The organism is Streptomyces noursei ATCC 11455 (genome assembly GCF_001704275.1).
GTDB classification, from domain to species: Bacteria; Actinomycetota; Actinomycetes; order Streptomycetales; family Streptomycetaceae; genus Streptomyces; species Streptomyces noursei.
This window is the reverse complement of sequence record NZ_CP011533.1, coordinates 8,537,021-8,557,137: the sequence shown is the minus strand read 5'-3', so window position 1 is coordinate 8,557,137 and position 20,117 is coordinate 8,537,021. Positions and strand designations below refer to the sequence as shown.

Sequence of the window (20,117 nt, the reverse complement as noted above, 5' to 3'; positions counted from 1 at the left end):
GCAGCATGCTCACCCACCTCGTCAAAGCAGCATCCTGCGCCGCCTGGGGCGCAGCCCGGCACGGGACCGCCGCCCTCACCGGCAGACGTGACGAGACGCCCCGGGACCGGCGCAGGGCCCTGTCCGTCCTGACGTTCCTGGCACGGATGGGCCCGGTCTACATCAAGCTGGGCCAGATCGCGGCCACCCGGTCGGACCTCCTGCCCCCGGAGTGGGTCACCACCCTGCGGGCCCTGCAGGACCAGGCCCCGCACATGAAGCCGGCCACCGTCCGCGCAGTCGTCGAACGCGAACTGAAAGGTCCGCTGGAGGGCACCTTCCGCACCTTCCAGATGCAGCCCGTGGCCAGCGCGTCGGTGGCACAGGTCCATGCCGCCGAGCTGCGCGACGGGCGCAAGGTGGCGGTGAAGCTGGTCAAGGACGGCGTCCCAGAGCAGATCGAGGAGAGCCTGCGCTCCCTAAGCACACTGTTGCGGCTGGTGCACCGCGGCCTGCCCCGGGCACGGGACCTGGAGCTCCCCCGGCGCTTCGACGAGATCGCCCGACTGCTGCGCCCGCAGGCCGACATGCGCAACGAAGCACGCCAGCAGCAGCGCCTGCGCGACAACTTCGCCGCACACCCCTACGTCCGTGTGCCCGAAGTGCTGCCCGACCTGGTCACCGACCGGATGCTCGTCATGGAGTTCATGGACGGCATCCCCGCCAAACGCGCCGAGGAGGTCGATCTCCCCCGCGAACGCCTGGCACAACGGCTCCAGGACACCGTCTACACCATGCTCTACATGCACGGGCTCAGCCATGGCGACCCGCACCCGGGCAACATCATGTTCACCCCCGGCGGCGACCTGATCCTCCTCGACTTCGGCATCACCGTGGAGCTGAGCGAAGACGAGAAGTGGGGCCTGTCGTCCTTCTACTACGCCTGCAGCCGCAAGCAGTGGGACACCGCGGTCGACCGCTTCACCCGCCACTTCGTGGAAGCCGGCACCGAACTCGCCGCCCGCCGCGCGGAATACGACACACAGATGGCCCAGGTACTGCGGCACCACTTCGACATCAACTCCACCCGCTGGTCCACGGTTTCCTACTTCAACGACGTGAACAAGGTGCTGCGCCAGTTCAACGCCCGGTACACCACCAACTTCACCAAGGTCGAGCTGGTGTTCCTGTCCGGCGAGGGCTTCGCCGCCCAACTGGACCCCCACATGGACATCTGGGGCAACGCGCGCAAGTTCACCGACCGGTACTCGCCGTACATGAGCGAGGAGGTGGAGGAGCGGTTCACCGAAACCTTCACCCAGCAGATGCCCACCTCCCTGCAGATGCGCGACGGCGCCCGCAGGACGCTGGTGGCCCCCACCCACATCGACCGCTACTTCTTCCCCAGCGCCTTCCCTCTCTTCGTACGAGAAGCCTCGGGGGGACGTCTGCGTGACTTCGACGGCAACGAGTACATCGACCTCCACGGCGGATATGGCCCCCACCTGCTGGGCTACGCGCATCCGGTCATCACCGCAGCGATCCGCGAAGCCGCAGGACGCGGACTGGTCAACGGCATCGGCAACCCCCACGAGGTCGAGCTCGCCGAACGGCTCGTCTCCGCGTTCCCCACCGCGGACAAAGCGGTGCTGTGCAACTCGGGCACCGAAGCCCTCCTGCTTGCCGTCAGGATGTGCCGCGGCTACCGGCGCCGCACCATGGTCGCCAAGTTCGAGGGCCACTACCACGGATTCTCCGACCAGGGCATGGTCAGCTCCTGGTACCGCTTCTCCGGAGACCGAAACCGCCCTACCCCCATCGCCGGATGCCTGGGCACCAACCCCTCCACCGTCGACGGAACGCTGGTACTGCAGTACGGCGACGTTCCCGGCCTGGCCCGGCTGCGCGAGCACGCCGAGGACTTGGCCTGCGTCGTCCTGGAGCCCATGCCCACCTCGGTCGTCACCCTCAACGTGCCCTTCCTGACCGAGCTGCGGGCTCTGTGCACCGAACTCGGCATCCCACTCGTCTTCGACGAAGTAGTCAGCGGCTTCCGTGTCGCCTACGGCGGCGCTCAGACCCTGGCCGGCGTCCACCCCGAACTCACATGTCTCGGCAAGGTCATCGGCGGAGGTCTGCCGTGCGGCGCAGTCGTCGGCCGCACCGACCTCATCGACATGGCCAAGAGCACCCAGGACCCGTTCCGCGACTACGAGACCAGAGTGTTCGCCGGCGGTACCTTCAGCGGCAACTCACTGACCTGCGCCGCAGGCACGGCAACTCTGCGCCACCTCGACGAGAACCCGCACCTCTACACCCAACTGGAAGACCGCACCCAGCGGTTGGCCGACATGATGGGCGAAGCTTTGAGCAAACGCGACATCACCTGCCGACTCAGCGCCCGCAACACGTTCTTCTCCCTCAACTTCAGCCACCGCGAAGCAGGGCTCTACCGAGAACGCATGGCGGGCAGCAACTTCAAGGCCACCATCGCGCTCGCCTACTACATGCGCAAACACAAGGTGTATCTGCCGGAAATGCACGGCTTCCTCCTGAGCGCCGCACACACCCCCAAAGACCTGGACCACATCGCGCACGCCTTCGGGAAAAGCCTCGACGACATGCTCACCGACGGTCTCTTCGTCACCTGACCCATCCGGCAGTACGGAGGCTGAAATGACCCACACCAATGGTTCCTTCCACACCTACGACGTCGCGGTCATCGGCTGTGGACTGATGGGCTCTGCCCTGGCCCGCACGCTCGCGGCAAACGGACATACGGTCACCGCGTGGAACCGTACGCCGCATCGCGCACACGCGCTTGCCGGTGAATCCATCACACCGGCGCTCTCCATCCGTGCAGCCGTGCGTTCCTCACGCCTGGTCATCGCCTGTATCAGCACCTACGAAGCGACCGTCCAGGCACTGGAACCCGTCACCGACTGGCACGGAACCACCCTCACCGTCCTCGGATCCGGCACCCCGGACCAAGCACAGCAGACGCAACATTGGGCCGAGGGCCGCGGTGCCACCTATCTCGACGGTGTGATCCTGGGCCACCCCGGCGACATCGGCACCCCCGGAGCAGTCATCCTCTACTCCGGCCCGCCCGACACCTGGACTGAACACGAACCGACACTCAAAACACTGGCCGGCGCCTCACGCCTCATCTCGCAACAGACACCCGACGCGAACCGGGTAGACGCGGGGCTGTCCGCTGGATTCTTCATCACCGCACTGGCAGCGTTCACCGAGGCAGCAACCTACGTCCTGAAAAGCGGGATCCCCGTCACCGTCGTGGACGAACTCACCGAACTCGCACTTGAAATCCTCCGTAGCGAAGCCAAGACCACAACTGCGGCAATCACCACCGGAAAACACGAGACAGACCAAGCAACACTCAGCACCCATGCAGAAGGAGCACGCGTCGCCCTGGCGGCACTGCGCGAAAGCGGCTACCCCGCACGCATCCTGGCAGCAGCGATCGACAACATGACGGCAGCCGAACAGGCCGGCCTGGGACACCTCGGCTTCTCCGCCCAAGCAGAGACCCTCGGCAGCGCCATGCCAGACAAAACACCGGACGGCACCAGGGACGACTGACGCAACCGCACCCCGACTACTGGCCGCAATCCACGACCGCCCAGCACAAGCGGCACCAGCGGTTCGCGCTCCCGGCGTCATTGACCGCACCGGAGCACCTCTCTGAGGTTTTCCCTGATGCTGGACACGTGATGTCTATGCCGCGAGGGTGTGCTGGTGCCGCTGCCTGGTCTCCGCTGGGGTGAGGTAGCCGAAGACGTCGTGCTTGCGTAGGCGTCGGCGGTTATAGAAGGTCTCGATGAAGGTGAAGGCTTCTGCGCGGGCGGTGGCCCGGTCGGGCCAGGCGCGGGTGCCGATCTCTTCCTTAGTACTCCAGTACCGTGACGACCCGGCTTCCTCCCAACACCGCCGGGGGGTCTACCTCCTGGCCGTCGGCGAACGTCAGGACCAGGCCGCCTACCGCACCGCGGCACTCCGACTGGAGCGCGAGCGGGAGGCATCCACCTCCGCGCCGAGGACCGTTCGACGTCGGGCTCCCCGACCGCGCGGGCGTGCGCCTGCACAACCTGGAAGACCTGTTCGCCTACGCCCAGGCCGAGAGCGTCTCGGTATGCATCGACGGAACCGAAGTCCAAGTCCGCCGCCGAGCCGGGCGCCCGGGCCGCAAGGTGTTCGTGTCGGGCTGAACTCCCACCGGCGCCTCAGCCCCTCACCACTGGCCAGACCCACATTGACGCGCCCCGTACACGCGGCACCACCTGCCAAGAATCCATCGACGAAGGACAATTGACCCCATGGTCTTCTCGCGTCCCGTCCGGCTGTGGCTACTCCCCAATGCCGCATTGCTCGCCGCGCTGTCCCTCTGGGGCATCCTCCGTTACCCGCACCTGCCGAGCCGAACACCTCAGCACCTCGGCATCGACGGGGTGGATGCCTGGACAGAGCGGTCGATCGGTAGCGCGTTTGCGCTGGTGTTCGTGTACATCGGGGTGACGGTGCTGCTGACCGCCTGCGCCGAGCGGGCTTTGACCCAAGGCCGGGTAGTTGGCGTATTTCCGCTGGTGGCAAGGGAGTTCGGTGTCGGGTAGGAACGCGGGCAACGGGGCCGCGTTGGTCAGGTAGTCCGCCAAGACTTCCGACCGTTGAGGAGCCCCGTTGCCCACGCGTCATTGTGCCCTGCCACCCGGTCTGGCGAGGGTCACCCGTGAGTTCACCGTGGCCGAGGGCCGGTTCGCGCCCGGTCATCTGGGCGAGTTGACGCAGGTCATACCGTTCGACCTCGTCGATGCCGTTCTGGATGAAACCCGCTGCGTGCAGCGCCGGTTACGGGATCTGCCCTCGCGGGTCGGGGTCTACTTCCTTCTCGCGATGTGCCTGTTCCCGGAGGTCGGCTACCGGCTGGTCTGGCACAAGCCGACCGCAGCCCTTACGGGCGTCGGGATCGAGGTCGCGGAGCCAACTTCGAAAGCCTTACGTGACCTGCGCAGACGGCTCGGTGCAGAACCGATGAAGCACGTGTTCGAGACCCTGGCCGGCCCGCTCGCCCAGCCGGTGACTCCCGGAGTGCGGTTCGGGCCATTCCGGATGGTCTCCTTCGACGGCTGCAACTCGATCAAGCTCCCCGATACCGAGCGCAACGTGGAGTGGTTCGGACCCGGCAGCCGTGGCGGGTATCCGATGCTGGAACTGATGACCCTGGTGGAGACCGGCACCCGTGCCCTGAACGGCGCCGTGTTCGGCACTCCCAGCGACGGGGAGACCTCCTACGCTCGCAGGCTCCTGCACCACCTGGGCCCCGGCATGCTGGTCATGTGGGACAAGGATTTCGACGCCAACGCCTTCCTCGCCGCCGTACACGACACCGGAGCCAGGTTCCTGGGCCGGCTGCGCGCCAACCGACGCACCCCGGTCCTGAGCCGACTCGCCGATGGCTCCTACCTCTCGGACATCGGTACCGCCCCGGTACGCGTCGTGGAAGCGCAGATCACCGTGACCTATGACGACTGCTCGTTCACCAACTCCTACCGGTTGGTCACGACGCTGACCGATGCTCGTCGTTACCCCGCCCCGACCCTCGTTGCCCTTTACCACCAGCGGTGGGAGCACGAGTCGGCGTATTTTGCTCTGCGTCACACGATCACAGATGGTCGGGTCCTGCGTTCAGGCGACCCGGTCGGAGTCAAGCAGGAGATGTGGGCCCTGCTCGCCCTCTACCAGGCACTTCGGACCGTGATGGTGGAGGCCGCCGAGTCCCGGCCGGGCACCGACCCGGACCGCTGCGGCTTCACCATAGCCATCCAGACCGCCCGCGACCTCGTGGTCCAGGCCGCCGACGTCATCAAGCCCGGCGCCCTGGGCACCCGCACCACCGGCGTCATCGGCAACCGGGTCCTGGCCGGGCTCCTCCCGCACCGGCGCCCCCGCATCAGCACCCGAAAAGTCAGGTCATCGGTCTCCCGGTACGCCGAACGCCAAGACGACGGCCGCCCCGACACAAGCCGCATGGTCACCGACCTCGACGTCACCATCCTCGAACCCGATCCCGACCTGCCCACCGTCTCGCACGACGATCGGCACACACCGGCCGCCGACCGGCGCAGACAGCGCGTCCTAGACCTCCTTCACGCAGAACCCGACCGCCAGTGGCACACCCGCGACCTCGCCCGCCACCTCGGCGACATCACGCTCAGCACGATGTACCGACAGCTCGACAGAGGGGCCGTAAACGGACTCATCACCAAGACCGACCCCGCCACCTACAGCAGCCCGAGAACTCGCTCAACCCCCTTGCCACCAGCGGAAATACGCTAACTACCCGGCCTTGGGGAAACGCCCCTCCACGAACGGCTGGCGATTGTCACAGCCACTGAGCGCTGCGACGCTCTGACCTCGGCAGACGGCCGACGGCCGACGAAACCGCAAACCGGCACTAAACGCTGGTCAAGTGCCCTGGAGGGGTTGGTAGATATCAACATGATCAATGTTAGGCAAGTGACAGTGATTCGACAACGTCACTGACTTCGCCGTCCAGGCAGCGGATACCACCGATGCGAGCGTCGCGCACGCCACAGTTGCGGTTGTTGCTCAAGGGGAGATCGGCGCCGCCGCAGTGGTTAAGCGCATTGGTGACCGGGACTTGCCCGACGAGACCGGTGGCAGTGCCAGAACCTTGGGTGGCGGCACCGGCAGGGTGGGCGGCAGAACGTGAATTGACACAAGTGTTGTCGAAGGACGGGGATGCGACGACAACGATCCCACCGGCTGACGCCGACGATACCGATGCGCACATAGCCCCAACTGTTGCGGTGGTGAGCACCATGGCGGCCACAGCCGTGTGAGATCTCATGCCTCTCCAACGAGCGACCTGCGTGTCGGAAAGGTAAACAGGCCAAGTGGGTGAACCTGCTGAGCAACTGCCGACTGGTTTCGAGGTTGAAAGCACCTCCTGAGGGCGGTCGCGGCGTCCATGAAGGCGCCGTCGTACTCGCCGGCCTCGTCGAATCGGTCGGCGATGTGGACGTGCAGGCCGCCGAACCTGGCGGTGAAGCTGTCGTTTTGGTAGTCCGGGGCGAGGCCGAGCAGGCCGCGATGGCGCTTATCGAGCAGGGCGGTCGGTGATGGTGAGCGCGGCCATTGCTGAGCGCCACCGGGCGGTAGGTGCATGCGTCTGTAGAACCGGTTACGGCGGTGCTGGTCCGTCCGCCCGGCCCTGTGCGGGAGGCGGGGTCTGATTGCGGTGGAGCCTGTGCAGTCGGTCGCGGGTGCTGCGGGGCAGGCCGTCGACCACGCGCTGCCAGGAGTGGGTGATCATCTCGGCGATTTCCTCGTCGGGGACCGTGCCGTCCAGGTGCACGGTGATCCAGTGCCAGCGGGGGCCTTGGTACCCGTACCCGGGGCGTACCGCCGGGTACTGCTCGTACAGGTGCAGGGCGAGGGCGGATTCGCACTTCACGCTCAGCCGGTCGGGCTGGGAGGAGTTGGCCGCTGCCAAGGTGGCGAAGATCTTGCCGCCGGTCTTGTAGACGGGCCGGTGCGGGCCCCATGGCTCTTCCTCACTGACCTCGGGCAGGCCCAGGGCGTATGCGGCGACATCGTCGGGATTCATTCGGTGCTGTCTTCCATGCGGGGTGACGACGGGGGCAGGCCGCCCGCCGGGACGCGGCCGGGCGCTCGCGCGGGCGAAGCCCCCGCCCGGGGGCGCCGGACCGCGCCGGTCCCTCGCCGGACCACGCTTCGAGGACAGGGCAGTCCTGAGGGTGCCTGGTCATGGCCGGTTTTCCGGCCAGCGGCCGCGGTGATGAAGGACCGGGGCCACGGGCCGGCGGGCACCCGAAACTGCGTCTGTGCTTTCAGGGGGAGGTCACTGTCCGCCGAGGTAGTCGGTCTGCGAGGCGATCCGGTCCCCGCGCAGTTGCAGGACCGAGCAGAAGCTGACGGTGACAGGCTCTCCCGCTGGAGGCAGGCCCGGGTGTACCCCGGAGCTGGTTCCAGCGAAGTCGAATTCGACGGCGATGGTGTCCCCGTCGGCGATGATCCGCTTGATGGTGAACTTCCGGTCGGGAACGGCACCGGCGTACTCCTGCAGGTGGCGCACGAAGGCGTCCCGGCCGGTGAAGGCGAGCCCGAAGGGCGGGCACTCGTAGGTGGTGTCGTCGGTGTACAGGTCCCCGAACCGGTCGAAGTCCTGGTCGTTGTAGGCGGTGGCCCACTCGTGGACGAGCTTGTCGCTGTTCATGGTGCTGGTCTTTCTGTGTCCGGAGCTCCGGAGCCCGGGTCAGGCGTATTTGCCGAGGTCGCTGGCCTGGAGGGCGGCTTTGTCGTTGATGCCGATGACGTAGCCGTCCGGGTCGCGGAAGTAGAACATGCGCTGGCCGGTGTGGTCGGTGTCGGTGTCCTTGACGATCTCCGCGTGCTGGGAGATGCGGTCATGGGCGGCGTCGAAGTCGTCCACGCCGAGGTAGAACATGCCGGCGAAGCCGATGGGGGTGTCGGCCAGGCTGGGCAGCCAGTTCTTCAGGTCAGCGTTGCTGTAGAGCATGGCGCAGAATTCGCCCTGGTAGAGCAGCATGTGGATGTCGTCGCCTGGGCTGGCGGTGCTGGAATCGACGTCGAAGCCGAGTTGCTTGTAGAACGCGATGCTGGCCGCGGTGTCCTTGACACTCAGGCAGGGAGCGAAGGGCATGGGTCCTCCATGATCGGGGTGCGGCCAGGGTGCGAGCGCAAGGGGCCGGTATGCGCCGGGCGCCCTGCGGTTCCTTTCTCCGCCGGTCGGGGCGGGGGTGCACTCCGGGGGCCGCCGTCTTGGTGAGAGCAGCCGCTGTGAGCGGCTGGGGTTGTCAGCGGGTGCTGCTGATGCAGAAGGGCTGGCCGGAGGGGTCGAGCAGGACGGTCCAGTGGTCCCCGCCCGGTTGGTGGGCGGGCTTGGTGGCGCCCAGTTCCAGGAGCCGCTGCTCCGCCGCCTCGACGTCGTCGAACCTGATGTCCATGTGGAAGGCGAGTTCGTCCTGGGGCCAGGTGGGGGCCTTGAACGACGTGGCGGACCAGAAGACGTACATCATGTCGCCGACCCACACGGGGAAGGCCGCAGGGTTGCCGTCCTCGTCCCGGTACGGCTCGGAGACCTGCGAGCCGAGGGCGGTGGCGTAGAACTCCGCGAGCTCGCGTCCGTCCTCGGCCCAGATCGCGTGCGACAGCACCTTGCCGCTCAGGGCACTGTTGTCGGCATGTGTGTCGGCCATGGGTCTTCTCCTACGGTGGGGGTCGGCTGGGGCGGTTTTCGCCCTCTGGAGCCGACCGTAACGAGCATGTAGGGCGAAGAATGTCCTATATGGCTTGTGGTGGGGGTTGCGCGGGCGGGTGCCGTGGTGCGTGGGTAGCGTGAGGGCCATGGCCTATGACGAGGTGCTGGCGGAACGGGTCCGGGAACTGCTGGAGGAGACCGACGAGGCCGTCGCGAAGAAGATGTTCGGCGGGCTCGTCTTCACAGTGCGGGGGAACACGGCGGTCGGCGTGGTCGGCGACGAACTGCTGGTGCGAGTCACCCCGGACGACACCCCACAGGCCCTCGCCCAGCCCGGCGCGCGGCCGTACGAGTTCCGCGGCCGGGTCTCGAAAGGCTGGGTAATCGTGGCAGGCGAAGTCCTCGACGACGACGTCCTGGACGACTGGCTGCAACTGGGCCGGGAAGCCGCTGCCGCACTTCCGCCGAAGTAACCCCCTCCCACCGCGAGCCCTTACGGGAGGTGACGGCCGCCCGGGGACTCAGGGGTGCGGGGCGAGGCGGACAGTCCAGGCGCGCACGACCAGCGGCACCGGCCAGGGCCTGCGCCAGCGTTAGTTCACCCTCCCGGCCGGACGCGGGGGCTGCGCACTGAAACGTCCCCTGAAGACGAGGGCTGTCCTCGGTGCAGGCCAGACGCCTGCTCCCGGTCAGAAGATGCGGCGTTGGCTTGGGCTCCGGCCGAGGTCGGCAGGGTGATCCCGCCGGTTTGCGCGTGTCGTAGACCTCGTGATGGAGGTACGTGAATTGGCTCCATCCGAGCTGGCCGGAGACTTCTTCAGAAACGGGCTGGTGCTGACCGGCCCGCATCCTGGAGGATCCGACCACCACCTCAGCGAGGCTCTTCAAGTATCCGTAAAGATCTCGGGCGTGGCCGAGCCCGTGCTGGCCGGAGCACGTGCCCTTCTCTCCGAGCGGCTCGGGCACATCTGAGTTGTCCGGTCCTGTGCCGGCAAGGCACAAGCCGTTCACCACCCCATGCCGTCGTGTTCCAGGCTGATCCCGCACCCGGTCCGTTCGCTTCCCGGGCGGTGGCCATTACGCGCTGCTCCATGGTCACCGCCACTGGCCGCCTGCCCCTGTCCGGCGTTCTCGACCGTGCGGCACTGGCCGCTCTCGGCTCTTCGTTCTCCCGGATGGCACGGCAGATGAGACGGATCTGGGGAACGTCGGGCGGCTCGCCCACGACCTGGCGGGCACTCCCTCAGCCCCGCCCTGCTTACTCCCGCGCCCGGGCGGTGTCCGCTGCTCCGGCAGGGCGGGGCTGGGCCGTCGGAATGAGCCGCTCGTCGCGGACGCGTTTTCGCCGTGCATGGTTGCGTGAGGACCCTCACGCTGCCTCTTCGCGGCCGGTGTCGACCGGACGCCGGATGCCAGGCGTATGCCGGGTGAAGCAAGAGATCCGGGAGTGGCTGTTGACCGTCGAGGAGTTCGAAGAGTTCTACGCCCAGGCGGCAGCACGTCTGACGGGGCAGTTGTTCGTGATGCTCGGGGACCTGCACGAGGCGCAGGATGTCGTGCAGGAGGCGTTCGTCAAGGGCTGGAGCCGGCGACGGCAGCTCGACCGCGACGGCCGTCCCGAGGCGTGGATCCGCACGGTGGCCTGGCGGCTGGCGGTGAGCCGTTGGCGGTTCCGGCGGCGTACGGCCAGCGCCTGGCAGCGCAGTGGCGCCCCGCCCCATGTCGAGGGCCCAGGTCCCGAACAGGTCGTGCTGGTGGAGGCGCTGCGTGAACTGCCGGTCCAGCAGCGCCGCACCCTGACCCTGCACTATCTGTGCGACCTCACCGTCGAGCAGATCGCCGGTGAGACCGGGTTGTCCGCCAGCACCGTCAAGACGCACCTGGCGAGGGGGCGGACCGCGCTCGCCCGTCGTCTGCAGGACCCGCGCATTGAGGAGGCCCCCGATGCCTGAGCCCCACGACTCGCTGCGGTCCCTGTTCCATCAAGCGGCCGACGCCGCGCAGGCCCGCGTCGTGACGCCATCGGTCGCGCACATCACCGAACGCGGTCAGCGGGCGCACCGGCGCCGCCTCGCCGCGTTCGCGGCCGGGGCATGCCTGGTGCTCGCCGGCGGTGGCGCCGCAGCGGCCACGCTCCTGCCGGGCAACCCGCCTCCGGCCGTCCCGGCCACCAGCCCCTCGCCCGGCAAACCGTCACCCGGCCCGACCACCCGACCGCCGACGACCGGTGCCCCCTCCCCCAGCACCACCACCACAGCACCGCCCTCCACCACCCCGACCTCCACGCGGACGACGAGCCCCGCGTCCACCCCGACGCAGCCCCCACCCCAGGGGACCCCCACCTCACTGCCATAACCCATTCCCCTCGTCACCCGGCAGGCCGCCACCGGGCGGTCCCGCATGCCTCCACACACCCCAGAAGGACCGATATGTTCGTTATGCCGCCTGAGCTGCGGGAGAACGCACCCGCATCCACGAACTCCGCGGGCCGCCGCTCCGCTGTGCGGGAAAGGCCCGTAACACACCGCCGGAAGGCGGCGGGGCCCGGTCCGCACCGTTTGTGGGCAAGGCTCCTACGCACAGTGCTCACCCGGCTGAGCCCCGCCGACCGCGAGGTGCTGCGGCTGTACCTACTGACCCGAATAGGCATCTGGATCACTGCCTACTGCGCCCGGTGGCTCTTTCCCGCCAACCGCAACGGTCATGACGCCGCTTCCGTCTTCGCGCCCTTCCAGCAGTGGGACTGGTACCACTACCTGCACATAGCGCGCGACGGCTACTTCCCCGGGGAGGCAGGCCCCTGGCAGAGCGGCTGGGACAACCGGGAAGCCTTCTTCCCCGGCTTCCCGCTCGCCCTGCGCGCCGCGCACACCGTCATCCCGCACTGGACGGCGGCCGGACTGCTGATCTCCTTCACCGCGGGAGCCGTCGCCGTCCTGGCCCTGGCCCGGATCACCCGGCTGCACCTGCCCCACGCACACGCAGGTCGGCGCGCCGCCCTCTTCCTCCTGCTCTCGCCATGCGCGATCTTCCTGTCCGTCGGCTACACCGAGGCCCTCTTCCTCGCGCTCGCCCTGCCCGCCTGGCTCGCCGCCCAACGCCGCAACTGGCCTCTCGCAGCCACCCTGACCGCCCTGGCCACGACGGTGCGCGTCAGCGGCCTGTTCCTCGCCGCCGCCATCGCCGTGCACTTCGCCCTGACCGCCCGCACCCACCGCGACTGGCGCTCACTGCCCTGGCAGTCCCTGCCGGCCCTGCCGGCCGCCCTCTACAGCTGGTACCTGCACGGGCACACCGGTGACTGGATGGCCTGGAAACACGCCCAAGAACGCGGTTGGTACCGCAACTTCCACACCCCATGGGAAGCCTGGGCCAACACCTGGCACAACGCCTTCACCGGCACCCAGACCACCGAATACGCCCTCATGTTCCAGGCCGAACTCCTCGCCATGCTTATCGGCCTCCTCCTGCTCGGCACGCTGATCCGGCGCCACCAGTGGCCCGAGGCCGTCTACATCGGCCTCAGCCTCTGCGCGCTGGGCACCTCCTACTGGTACATGTCCATCCCCCGCGCCACCCTCCTGTGGTGGCCGCTGTGGATCGCCCTGGCCGCATGGAGCCTGCGAACACCACGCATCACAACCGCCTACCTCTGCCTCGCCACACCCCTGACAACCCTCTTCGCCCTCGCCTTTCTCGCCGGACGCTGGGCCGGCTGACGCAACGCGGACGAGGGCAGTTGCGGTCCGGCATTCGGTCAGAGGGCACCAGGGAAAGACTCCTTGGCGATGACCAACCCACCAGGGGTCACCTCGGCCGTTGCCACCACCGGCACGTAGTTCTCGGTGGGTACCGGCTCGTCGGACAGGAAGGTACGGTTTCGGGTGACCACCACATGCTTGGACGTCCCCAGGTCCTCAAGTACGTCTTCTCCTCCACCCTGTCCCCGACCGACCCCGAGGTGAAGGTGGTGTCGGGGGACGCGGTGGAGTTCGTCCGCGGCCTCAAAGGGCAGCCGGGCGCGGGTATCTGGCTGTGCGGCGGGGCCGGCCTCGCCGGGCAGTTGCTCGGGGAGATCGACGAACTGGTGGTGAAGCGCTACCCAGTGGTGTTCGGCAGCGGCATCCCACTGTTCCGCGCCCCGTTCGCCCCCGCCGACTGGCAGCTCTGCGGCTCCCGGGTCTTCCTCACCGGCACCACCTTGACCAGTTACGCCCGACGCCAGGAGAAGCAAATCGCGGCAGGGTTGGCATGGGAGAACCTGGCGTACCTGCGCTGGCGCGATCAGTTCGGCGATGACGGCCCCGAGTCGTCCCGGTAGGCACGCGCAAGCCCGTCGGTTTCGCCGTCACGGGACAACTGCATCGTCTGCTCGGTGCCGGAGAATCCGACGCGCCCGGTCCCGCGCCCGAAAAGCGGGCACCAGCAGCCCTGGGTGCTTCCTTGGCGGTCTGCGGTCAGTCTCCGAGGCCGGCTTCTTCGAGGTCGAGGGCGCGTTGGAGACGGCGCCGGGTGCTGTTACTGATCTTGTTGGCTTCGTAGAGCTGTTGGAGTTCGGCTGTCTCCACGGCGATCAGCGATCGGCGGACCTCTCGGTAGGCGTCGTCGAGCCGGACAGCGGGTCCTTCTGTGCCGCTGTCGCTGTCGTCGTCGGCCTGCCGGAGGCGGGCTTCGAGATGACGGCGGGCTTCCTTGAGAACGGTCTCGGGTACGGCCTCCAGCTCTTCGAACTGCTCCAGTTCGGCAAGGGCGGCGCGGACGAGGTGGTGGCGGGCCCGGGTCTCCTCTCGTGCGGTGTGCTCGGGCTCCAGGGCGATGCCCGAGCGGCGGACGACGGGGGCGAGGGTGAAGCCCTGGACCACGAGCGTGAGGGCGACGGTGCCGGTGGTGAGGGTGAGGATCAGCGCCCGGTGCGGCAGCGGCGCCCCGGAGTGGGTGACGAGGGGAATGGACAGGGCGGCTGCCAGCGGCATGACCCCTCGGGTGCCGGCCCAGGACAACACCGCCGGCACCCGCCAGGACACCCGGTCACGGAACGCGGTGCCCTGCTCCTTGCCCGCGCCGCGCCGGTACTGCATCAGGGCGGAGAGGGGGAAGACCCACAGCAGGCGGATCGCCAGAACCGTGAACGCTACCGCGGGGACCCACAGGGGCCAGCCCCGTTCGTCGGTGGCGAGCTGGCGGACGAGCGTCGGGAGCTGAAGGCCGATGAGGGCGAAGACGATGCTCTCCAGCAGGAAGACCACGGTTTCGTAGACGGCGTGGACCTGCAGGCGGATGGGGGCGGTGGTCAGCCGGTGACCGGTACTGCCCAGGATCACCCCCGCGACGACCACGGCCGTCACACCGGACGTATGCACATCCTCGGCCAGAACGTAGGCCGCGTAGGGGGTGACCAGTGCGATCACCGTCTCCAGCACCGGGTCCTCGGTGCGCCGGCGGATCAGCATCACCACCCCGGCGACCGCCACTCCGACCAGGGCGCCACCGCCACCGAGGACGGCGAACTGTCCGGCGGCCGAGGGCAGGGATACGGCACCGGCCGCCACCGCCGTACCGACCGCCACCTTGAACAGCACCAGGGACGTGGCGTCGTTGAACAGGCTCTCCGCCTGCACCATCGCCTGCACCCGCGGCGGCAGTGACAGCCGCCGTCCCAGTGCCGTCACAGCGACGGGGTCAGTACTGGCCAGCACCGCGCCCAGGACGAACGCCGCCTGCGCGGTGAGCGGGGTCAGCACCGAGGCGACCATCCCGACCGCTGCCGCCGAGGCCAGGACCAGGCCGAACACCAGGACGGTCACCGGCCGCCACACGGCCCGCAACTCCCGCCCGGACATCTCCTCCGCCGAGGCGTACAGCAACGGCGGCAGCACCAGGACACTGATCACCTCGGGTGCGACATGGACGTCCGGCACCCATGGCAGAAGGCCGACCCCGAGTCCGGCGACGACCAGCAGCGACGGAGCCGGAAGGCGCCAGTGGCGGGCTCCGGTCGCGACCGCGGTGGCGAGTACGACGAGGAGCAGAATGATGGTGAGGCCGGTCACGGAACATCCCCCGTCGGTTGCGGCTTGCGAATCCCGCCGACCAGACTTCCCAGCACCCCAACAGGAACTTTATAGGACTTTAACGGCCTGGCGCTCTGCAATAGATCTTGGGAGGGGGTGGCCGGATGGCGGTGACCGTGCCCGCCGACGTTGCGGGCGACTGACGGCTCGCACCGCACAAGGGGGACGGGCTGCTCAGCGGTGGCCGTCGCGTCCGTGACTTGCCGCGAGAACGGCGGCGGCCACGCGCCCCGGCCGCAGAATACGGATGTGCCGGCCTTCGCATTCGGGGCACTTCCCACCGGTGATCGGTGACGGCTCACGGACGCCGTGTGCGTAATACTCCACACGCAGCTTTCCGGCGAGATCTCTGGTGTGCCGGATTTCGTAGCTGCGCTCCCAGCCATAACCACAGTCCAGGCATACGAAAGAATAGGATTCGCGGCCGGCAAGTATCCCGCCCATCACCTACCTCCTTCCCTGCTTACCCTTTCACGATGATCTCGTCAAGGCTCCGCCTTTGCATTGTACAATAGTTGTTTTCCTTGGGCAATGCCATATGCGCTCACACCGTCTCCGACCAGGTGAGAGTCGCCCATGACCGGCACGAAGTGCGCAACACCTGACACTTCATGCATCAAACGCCTCATGCCTCACAGGATGAGGTCGGTAATTACGAATATTGAACCAATGGGTCGGGTTCGATACTTCTGGGTTACGCACCGAACCCCGTTTCTGGATTGCCTCCGCACCCGCGTATGCGTCAGCGTGAATGACATTCATTCATGGGGAGCCGAAAACGGCCTGGAAGAAGCCTGCAAGCTTCAGACAACTGCCGGCGTGAATGCATTCACGCCGCTTTCTCTTCTGGAGTGTTGCACTGCCGGCATCCGCTCGCGACCGGCTCCTGCCCGGGCGATGGCGAGCCGCCTCTTCTCCCTGTGCTGAGAACCGGCGTGCGCTCGAGCAGAAGGGCGGAAAGAGGCGTGGAACGTCAGGAAAGAAAGAGACGGAGCAGACGGAACAGGCGGAACAGACGGACGGCCCTTGCGGGAAGACTCGTGCCGATGGTGGTGGGCTCGTTCTCGGGGTTGTTGCCACATCGGGGTGAGGTGGCAGCGATGCGCCGTGCGCCGCGTCAGGATCTCTTCGCCGGGTTGACCGTCGCGATCGCCGCCCTGCCGCTGTCCATCGGGTTCGGGGTGGCATCCGGGCTGGGCGCTCGCGCCGGGCTGGTCACCGCGGTGCTTGCCGGCGGGCTGGCTGCCCTCACAGGTGGGGCGCGGCTGCAGATCACCGGGCCCAGCGGCGTCGTCGCCGTGGTGCTCGCACCCATCGCGCACGTCCACGGGCAGTCGGGCGTACTGCTCACCGGACTTCTGGCGGGAATCGTGCTCCTTGTGCTGTCACTGGTGCGAGCCGACCGCTACCTGCGCTGTGTGCCGGCGCCGGTCGTCAAGGGGTTTGTGGTGGGTGCGGCGGCGGTGATCGTCGCCCAGCAGATTCCGGCCGCGCTGGGCCGGACCGTTCCGCACGGGGAGGCTGTTGCCGTCACCGCGGCCGGCGCGGTCGTCGACTTCTTCCGCAACCCCGACTGGCCGGCCTTCGCCATCACCTTGGCGACATTCGCCCTCAGCCTCATCGGCCCCCGATTCAAGCCGGCGATTCCCTTCCCCCTCCTGGCTGTTGCCGCGGCCACCGCCTTCGCGCGCATCACGCACCTCCGCCTCGCCCGGATCGGTCAACTGCCTACCGGCGTTCCGGCCCCGACCCTCGACTTCCTCGCCCCCTCCAAGGCACTCGGACTGCTGCCCGCCGCCCTCACCCTCGCCGCCGTGATCGCCCTGGAGTCGTTGATGACCGCCGCGGCGGCCGACTCGATGAAAGGCAGCGAACGACACGACGGCCAACGGGTGTTGTTCGGACAGAGCCTGGCCAATCTGACCGTTCCCTGCTTCGGCGGCGTGGCGGCCACCGGAACGGTATGCCGCACCGCCATCAACGTGCGCTCCGGGGCCGCCTCCCAGCTTGCCGCCCTGACCAACGCGGCCGTCTTGGCGGTGATCCTCCTGGCCGCCGCCCCGCTGGTCACCGCCGTTCCCCTGGCGGCCCTGGCAGGCGTACTCATCGCCACCGCGGTCCGCATGATCGATCTCGGCTCGCTGCGCGCCCTGGGGCGGATCGGACGAGGTCAGGCCGCGATCGCCGCCCTCACCGCGGCGCTCACACTGGCCGCCAACCTCGTCACGGCCGTGATCACAGGCATCGTCCTGGCGATGATCCTCGCACTGCGCACCCTGACGGCCACCGCGCACATCGAGCACGTGTCCGTACCGGCCCAGCGCACCCCGCTCCCCGAAGGCACACCGCCCTCGCCCCACGCTGCGCAGGAACAGATCGCCGTCCACTACGTCGCCGGCCCGCTGCTGTTCAGCACCGCCGACCGCGTGCTGCGCTCGGCCATGGTCCCGTCACAGGCCCGGACAGTCATCCTCGACCTCAGCCGGGTCACCGAACTGGACACCACCGCCATCCTGACGCTCGCCGACGTCATCGAACACCAGCAACAGCGTGGTGCCGTGATCCAGCTTTCCGGTGTCTGCGACACCCACCGCCTCCACCTCGACGCCCTCGGCGTCCTGGCCAAACTGCCGCCGCCCGGAAGCCCTTTCGCGACCGCGGCCGAAGCCATCGCCCAGGCACGGGCGCAGCTTGCCTCCCTCGCGCCGCAGCCCCAGGACGAGTCCTTCCCTCACCCGCACTCCTGAGGCGTATCCGGCGGTTCGGACGACCGAGCCGGGCCGGTGGCGTTCCGGTGGGCGAGGCAGCGCACCTCACGGGCGAGCGGCTACCAGCAGGTCAACCACGTAGGTCTCCTCCACCATCCCCTCCGGGAAAGTCTCGTGCAGTCGCTCGCGCTCCTCGGCGAGGAAGGCACGGTTCACGGCCTGGTCGAGGACGAGGAACGCCGAGCGGCTGCTGATGTTGGCGAGGTGCGTGTCGAGGGCGACCGTTCGTCGCCAGCGGATGTGCCGCCGTGCGACCCGTAGCCCGGTCAGGCCCGCGAGCCTGATGGCTTCGTCGTCGTCGGGACGCCCCGCGGGACGCGGGGGCACTTCGCAGTGGTGCGCGATGCGCTCGTGCTGAGCGCGGATCCAGGGCACGTCGAAAGCGGTGGTGTTCCACCAGATGGCGAGCGCACCGCCTGGGCGCAGGACACGCAGTGCCTCCGGGACGGACCGACTGGTGTCGGTCCACTGCCAGGACTGCGCGTAGGTGATGAGGTCGCGAGAGGAGCCGGCGAGGGGGAGGGCGTTGCCGTCACCCCGGATGATCGGTACGTCCGGGAGGGCCCGGCGGAACTGGGCGGCCATCGCCTCACCGGGTTCGACGGCGATCACGTCAGCGCCCCGCTCGTACAGGAGGGAGGTCGCGATGCCCGTGCCCGCACCCACATCGGCGACACGTACACCGGCCAAGGAACGGCACAGGAACTCCTCGACGAAGTCGAAGAGTTCGGGTGGATACGAAGGGCGGCTCGCCTCGTACTGGGCGGCAGCCGAGTTGAATGAATGAGCGCGTGGGTTGGCAGTCATGTCCCGCATCATCGCTGGCGACCCCGGTCGGCGGGGTGCGCTCGCCTATATCGGCAGTTTGGCGGTCTTCCCGGCGAGGACCTGTCCCACATACCGGTTGACGACGGGAAGGCGTGTTGCCTTGAGAAAGGCGCGGCGGATGTGGAGTTGCCAGGTGGAGTCGGGCACGAACCAGCGGGCGGCGTTGCGGGCGGTGCGCTGCCGGTCGGTGACCAAGGGCCGCCAGGACTGCTCGTAGCGGTCCAGTGCGGCCTCGATGGTGGTGGCCCGGTCGAGTTCGCCGGCCAGGAGGTAGGCGCCGGCGAGGGCAAGGGAAGCGCCCTGGCCGGCGAGGAGGGAGACCGCCTGGCAGGCGTCGCCGAGGAGTGCGACGCGGCCGCGGCTCCAGGCCGGCAGGTCGATCTGTGCGACCTGGTCGTAGTAGATGTGGTCGGAGGGTGGGCAGCGGTCCAGCGCCTCGGCGGTGACCCAGCCGAGGCCGGAGTAGCGGCGTGCGAGGACGTCGCGTGGGTCGGCGGGCACTGTGGGGTCGGGGGTGCGGTGCACCGTGAAGGTGGCCACCCGTCCGTCGCGCAGCCCGTAGAAGCCCATCTGGCGGCCGACGGATTCGGTCAGGCAGAAGCGGTCCCCGATCCGTTCGTGGAGGTCGGGTGCGTCGAAGACGAATGCGGCGGTGTGGAGGCCCAGATAGCGCAGGAACCGCTCCTCGGCTCCGAACTCCATGGTGCGGACGGTGGAGTGGATGCCGTCCGCGCCTACGAGGAGGTCGGCGGCCAGTGGGGTGCCGTCGGTGAGGGTGAGGTGGACCCCGGTAGGAGTGTTGTCGATGTGCCGGAGGGAGGTGGAAAACCGCAGGTCGATCCGGTCGGACAGGCTCTCGCGCAGGGCCCGTTCCAGGTCCGGACGCATCAGACTCAGCAAGCGTCCGCGAACGGCACGGCTGAACTGGTCGTAGGTCAACCGGGCGCGGGTGCGGCCGGTGTGGTCGATCGAGGCGACTTCCCTTACGGGGTAGGCGAGTTGCTGGAGGCGGGGGAGGATGCCCATGGCTTCGGCTGCGTCGTAGCCGGGGCCGAAGAAGTCGATCATGTAGCCCTGCATGCGTGGGCCGGGCGCCTTCTCCAGGACGACGACGTCCCAGCCCAGGGTGTCCAGACGTTGGGCGAGGGCGAGGCCGGCGATACCGGCCCCGCAGATCACGACCTTCAT

The 20,117-nt window shown here is 68.2% G+C and carries 21 protein-coding genes; 13 read left to right on the top strand and 8 right to left on the bottom strand.

What is annotated here, in order from left to right:
* Positions 1–5 precede the first annotated feature (5 nt).
* From SNOUR_RS36400 to SNOUR_RS46605, 6 genes are all read left to right on the top strand, one after another.
* Positions 6–2,630, top strand: coding sequence for an aminotransferase class III-fold pyridoxal phosphate-dependent enzyme (locus tag SNOUR_RS36400; protein WP_067355701.1), 2,625 nt, complete (start codon positions 6–8; stop codon positions 2,628–2,630).
* Between the two features lie 25 nt (positions 2,631–2,655).
* On the top strand, positions 2,656–3,582 hold the full coding sequence (locus SNOUR_RS36395; protein WP_067355698.1) for an NAD(P)-dependent oxidoreductase: 927 nt from the start codon (positions 2,656–2,658) through the stop codon (positions 3,580–3,582).
* A gap of 491 nt (positions 3,583–4,073) precedes the next feature.
* Positions 4,074–4,208: a hypothetical protein gene (locus SNOUR_RS48705; protein WP_376738562.1), complete on the top strand. Its 135-nt coding sequence runs from the start codon at positions 4,074–4,076 to the stop codon at positions 4,206–4,208.
* A 108-nt stretch (positions 4,209–4,316) separates the two neighbouring features.
* The gene (locus tag SNOUR_RS36390) at positions 4,317–4,610 is read left to right on the top strand and encodes a DUF1648 domain-containing protein (RefSeq protein ID WP_312634884.1); all 294 of its coding nucleotides are present in this window, start codon (positions 4,317–4,319) and stop codon (positions 4,608–4,610) included.
* Positions 4,611–4,677: 67 nt separating this feature from the next.
* A complete protein-coding gene (locus SNOUR_RS36385) occupies positions 4,678–6,333 on the top strand; it encodes an IS4 family transposase (protein WP_107407312.1) in 1,656 nt (551 codons plus the stop codon).
* 585 nt (positions 6,334–6,918) lie between these two features.
* On the top strand, positions 6,919–7,140 hold the full coding sequence (locus tag SNOUR_RS46605) for a hypothetical protein (protein WP_159425989.1): 222 nt from the start codon (positions 6,919–6,921) through the stop codon (positions 7,138–7,140).
* A 61-nt stretch (positions 7,141–7,201) separates the two neighbouring features.
* On the opposite strand, the gene SNOUR_RS36375 is transcribed toward SNOUR_RS46605, so the two are convergent.
* The 4 genes from SNOUR_RS36375 to SNOUR_RS36360 form a co-directional block, all read right to left on the bottom strand.
* Positions 7,202–7,627 (bottom strand): MmcQ/YjbR family DNA-binding protein, encoded by a 426-nt coding sequence (locus SNOUR_RS36375; RefSeq protein WP_067355694.1) that lies wholly within the window; start codon positions 7,625–7,627, stop codon positions 7,202–7,204.
* Positions 7,628–7,882: 255 nt separating this feature from the next.
* A complete protein-coding gene (locus tag SNOUR_RS36370) occupies positions 7,883–8,257 on the bottom strand; it encodes a nuclear transport factor 2 family protein (RefSeq protein WP_067355691.1) in 375 nt (124 codons plus the stop codon).
* Positions 8,258–8,296: 39 nt separating this feature from the next.
* Positions 8,297–8,704: a VOC family protein gene (locus SNOUR_RS36365; protein ID WP_067355690.1), complete on the bottom strand. Its 408-nt coding sequence runs from the start codon at positions 8,702–8,704 to the stop codon at positions 8,297–8,299.
* 154 nt (positions 8,705–8,858) lie between these two features.
* On the bottom strand, positions 8,859–9,260 hold the full coding sequence (locus SNOUR_RS36360) for a VOC family protein (protein WP_067355687.1): 402 nt from the start codon (positions 9,258–9,260) through the stop codon (positions 8,859–8,861).
* Positions 9,261–9,408: 148 nt separating this feature from the next.
* On the opposite strand from SNOUR_RS36360, the gene SNOUR_RS36355 reads away from it, so the two are divergent.
* The 6 genes from SNOUR_RS36355 (at position 9,409) to SNOUR_RS43745 (ending at position 13,583) form a co-directional block, all read left to right on the top strand.
* Positions 9,409–9,735, top strand: a complete 327-nt coding sequence (locus tag SNOUR_RS36355; protein WP_067355685.1) for a TfoX/Sxy family protein — start codon at positions 9,409–9,411, stop codon at positions 9,733–9,735.
* A gap of 295 nt (positions 9,736–10,030) precedes the next feature.
* A complete protein-coding gene (locus tag SNOUR_RS45595) occupies positions 10,031–10,234 on the top strand; it encodes a hypothetical protein (RefSeq protein ID WP_107407311.1) in 204 nt (67 codons plus the stop codon).
* A gap of 482 nt (positions 10,235–10,716) precedes the next feature.
* Entirely contained in the window at positions 10,717–11,214 is a 498-nt protein-coding gene (locus SNOUR_RS36350; protein ID WP_067359072.1) for a SigE family RNA polymerase sigma factor, read from the top strand.
* Positions 11,207–11,617 (top strand): hypothetical protein, encoded by a 411-nt coding sequence (locus tag SNOUR_RS43750; protein ID WP_174717930.1) that lies wholly within the window; start codon positions 11,207–11,209, stop codon positions 11,615–11,617. The genes SNOUR_RS36350 and SNOUR_RS43750 overlap by 8 nt, the downstream gene beginning before the upstream one ends.
* A 74-nt stretch (positions 11,618–11,691) precedes the next feature.
* Complete coding sequence (locus tag SNOUR_RS36340; RefSeq protein ID WP_067355680.1) at positions 11,692–12,981, top strand: mannosyltransferase family protein; 1,290 nt, start codon at positions 11,692–11,694, stop codon at positions 12,979–12,981.
* On the top strand, positions 12,876–13,583 hold the full coding sequence (locus tag SNOUR_RS43745; protein WP_079143100.1) for a dihydrofolate reductase family protein: 708 nt from the start codon (positions 12,876–12,878) through the stop codon (positions 13,581–13,583). Before SNOUR_RS36340 ends, SNOUR_RS43745 begins: the two co-directional genes overlap by 106 nt.
* Before the next feature lie 136 nt (positions 13,584–13,719).
* Here the strand turns inward: SNOUR_RS43745 and SNOUR_RS36330 are convergent, their stop codons facing one another.
* A complete protein-coding gene (locus tag SNOUR_RS36330) occupies positions 13,720–15,312 on the bottom strand; it encodes a Na+/H+ antiporter (protein WP_067355676.1) in 1,593 nt (530 codons plus the stop codon).
* A 195-nt stretch (positions 15,313–15,507) separates the two neighbouring features.
* Entirely contained in the window at positions 15,508–15,777 is a 270-nt protein-coding gene (locus tag SNOUR_RS43740; RefSeq protein WP_079143099.1) for a hypothetical protein, read from the bottom strand.
* Positions 15,778–16,433: 656 nt separating this feature from the next.
* Between SNOUR_RS43740 and SNOUR_RS36325 the strand changes: the two genes are divergently transcribed.
* Positions 16,434–18,080 (top strand): SulP family inorganic anion transporter, encoded by a 1,647-nt coding sequence (locus SNOUR_RS36325; RefSeq protein ID WP_312634873.1) that lies wholly within the window; start codon positions 16,434–16,436, stop codon positions 18,078–18,080.
* A gap of 66 nt (positions 18,081–18,146) precedes the next feature.
* On the opposite strand, the gene SNOUR_RS36320 is transcribed toward SNOUR_RS36325, so the two are convergent.
* Positions 18,147–18,908 (bottom strand): class I SAM-dependent methyltransferase, encoded by a 762-nt coding sequence (locus SNOUR_RS36320; protein WP_067355671.1) that lies wholly within the window; start codon positions 18,906–18,908, stop codon positions 18,147–18,149.
* A gap of 45 nt (positions 18,909–18,953) precedes the next feature.
* Complete coding sequence (locus SNOUR_RS36315; protein ID WP_067355669.1) at positions 18,954–20,117, bottom strand: FAD-dependent monooxygenase; 1,164 nt, start codon at positions 20,115–20,117, stop codon at positions 18,954–18,956.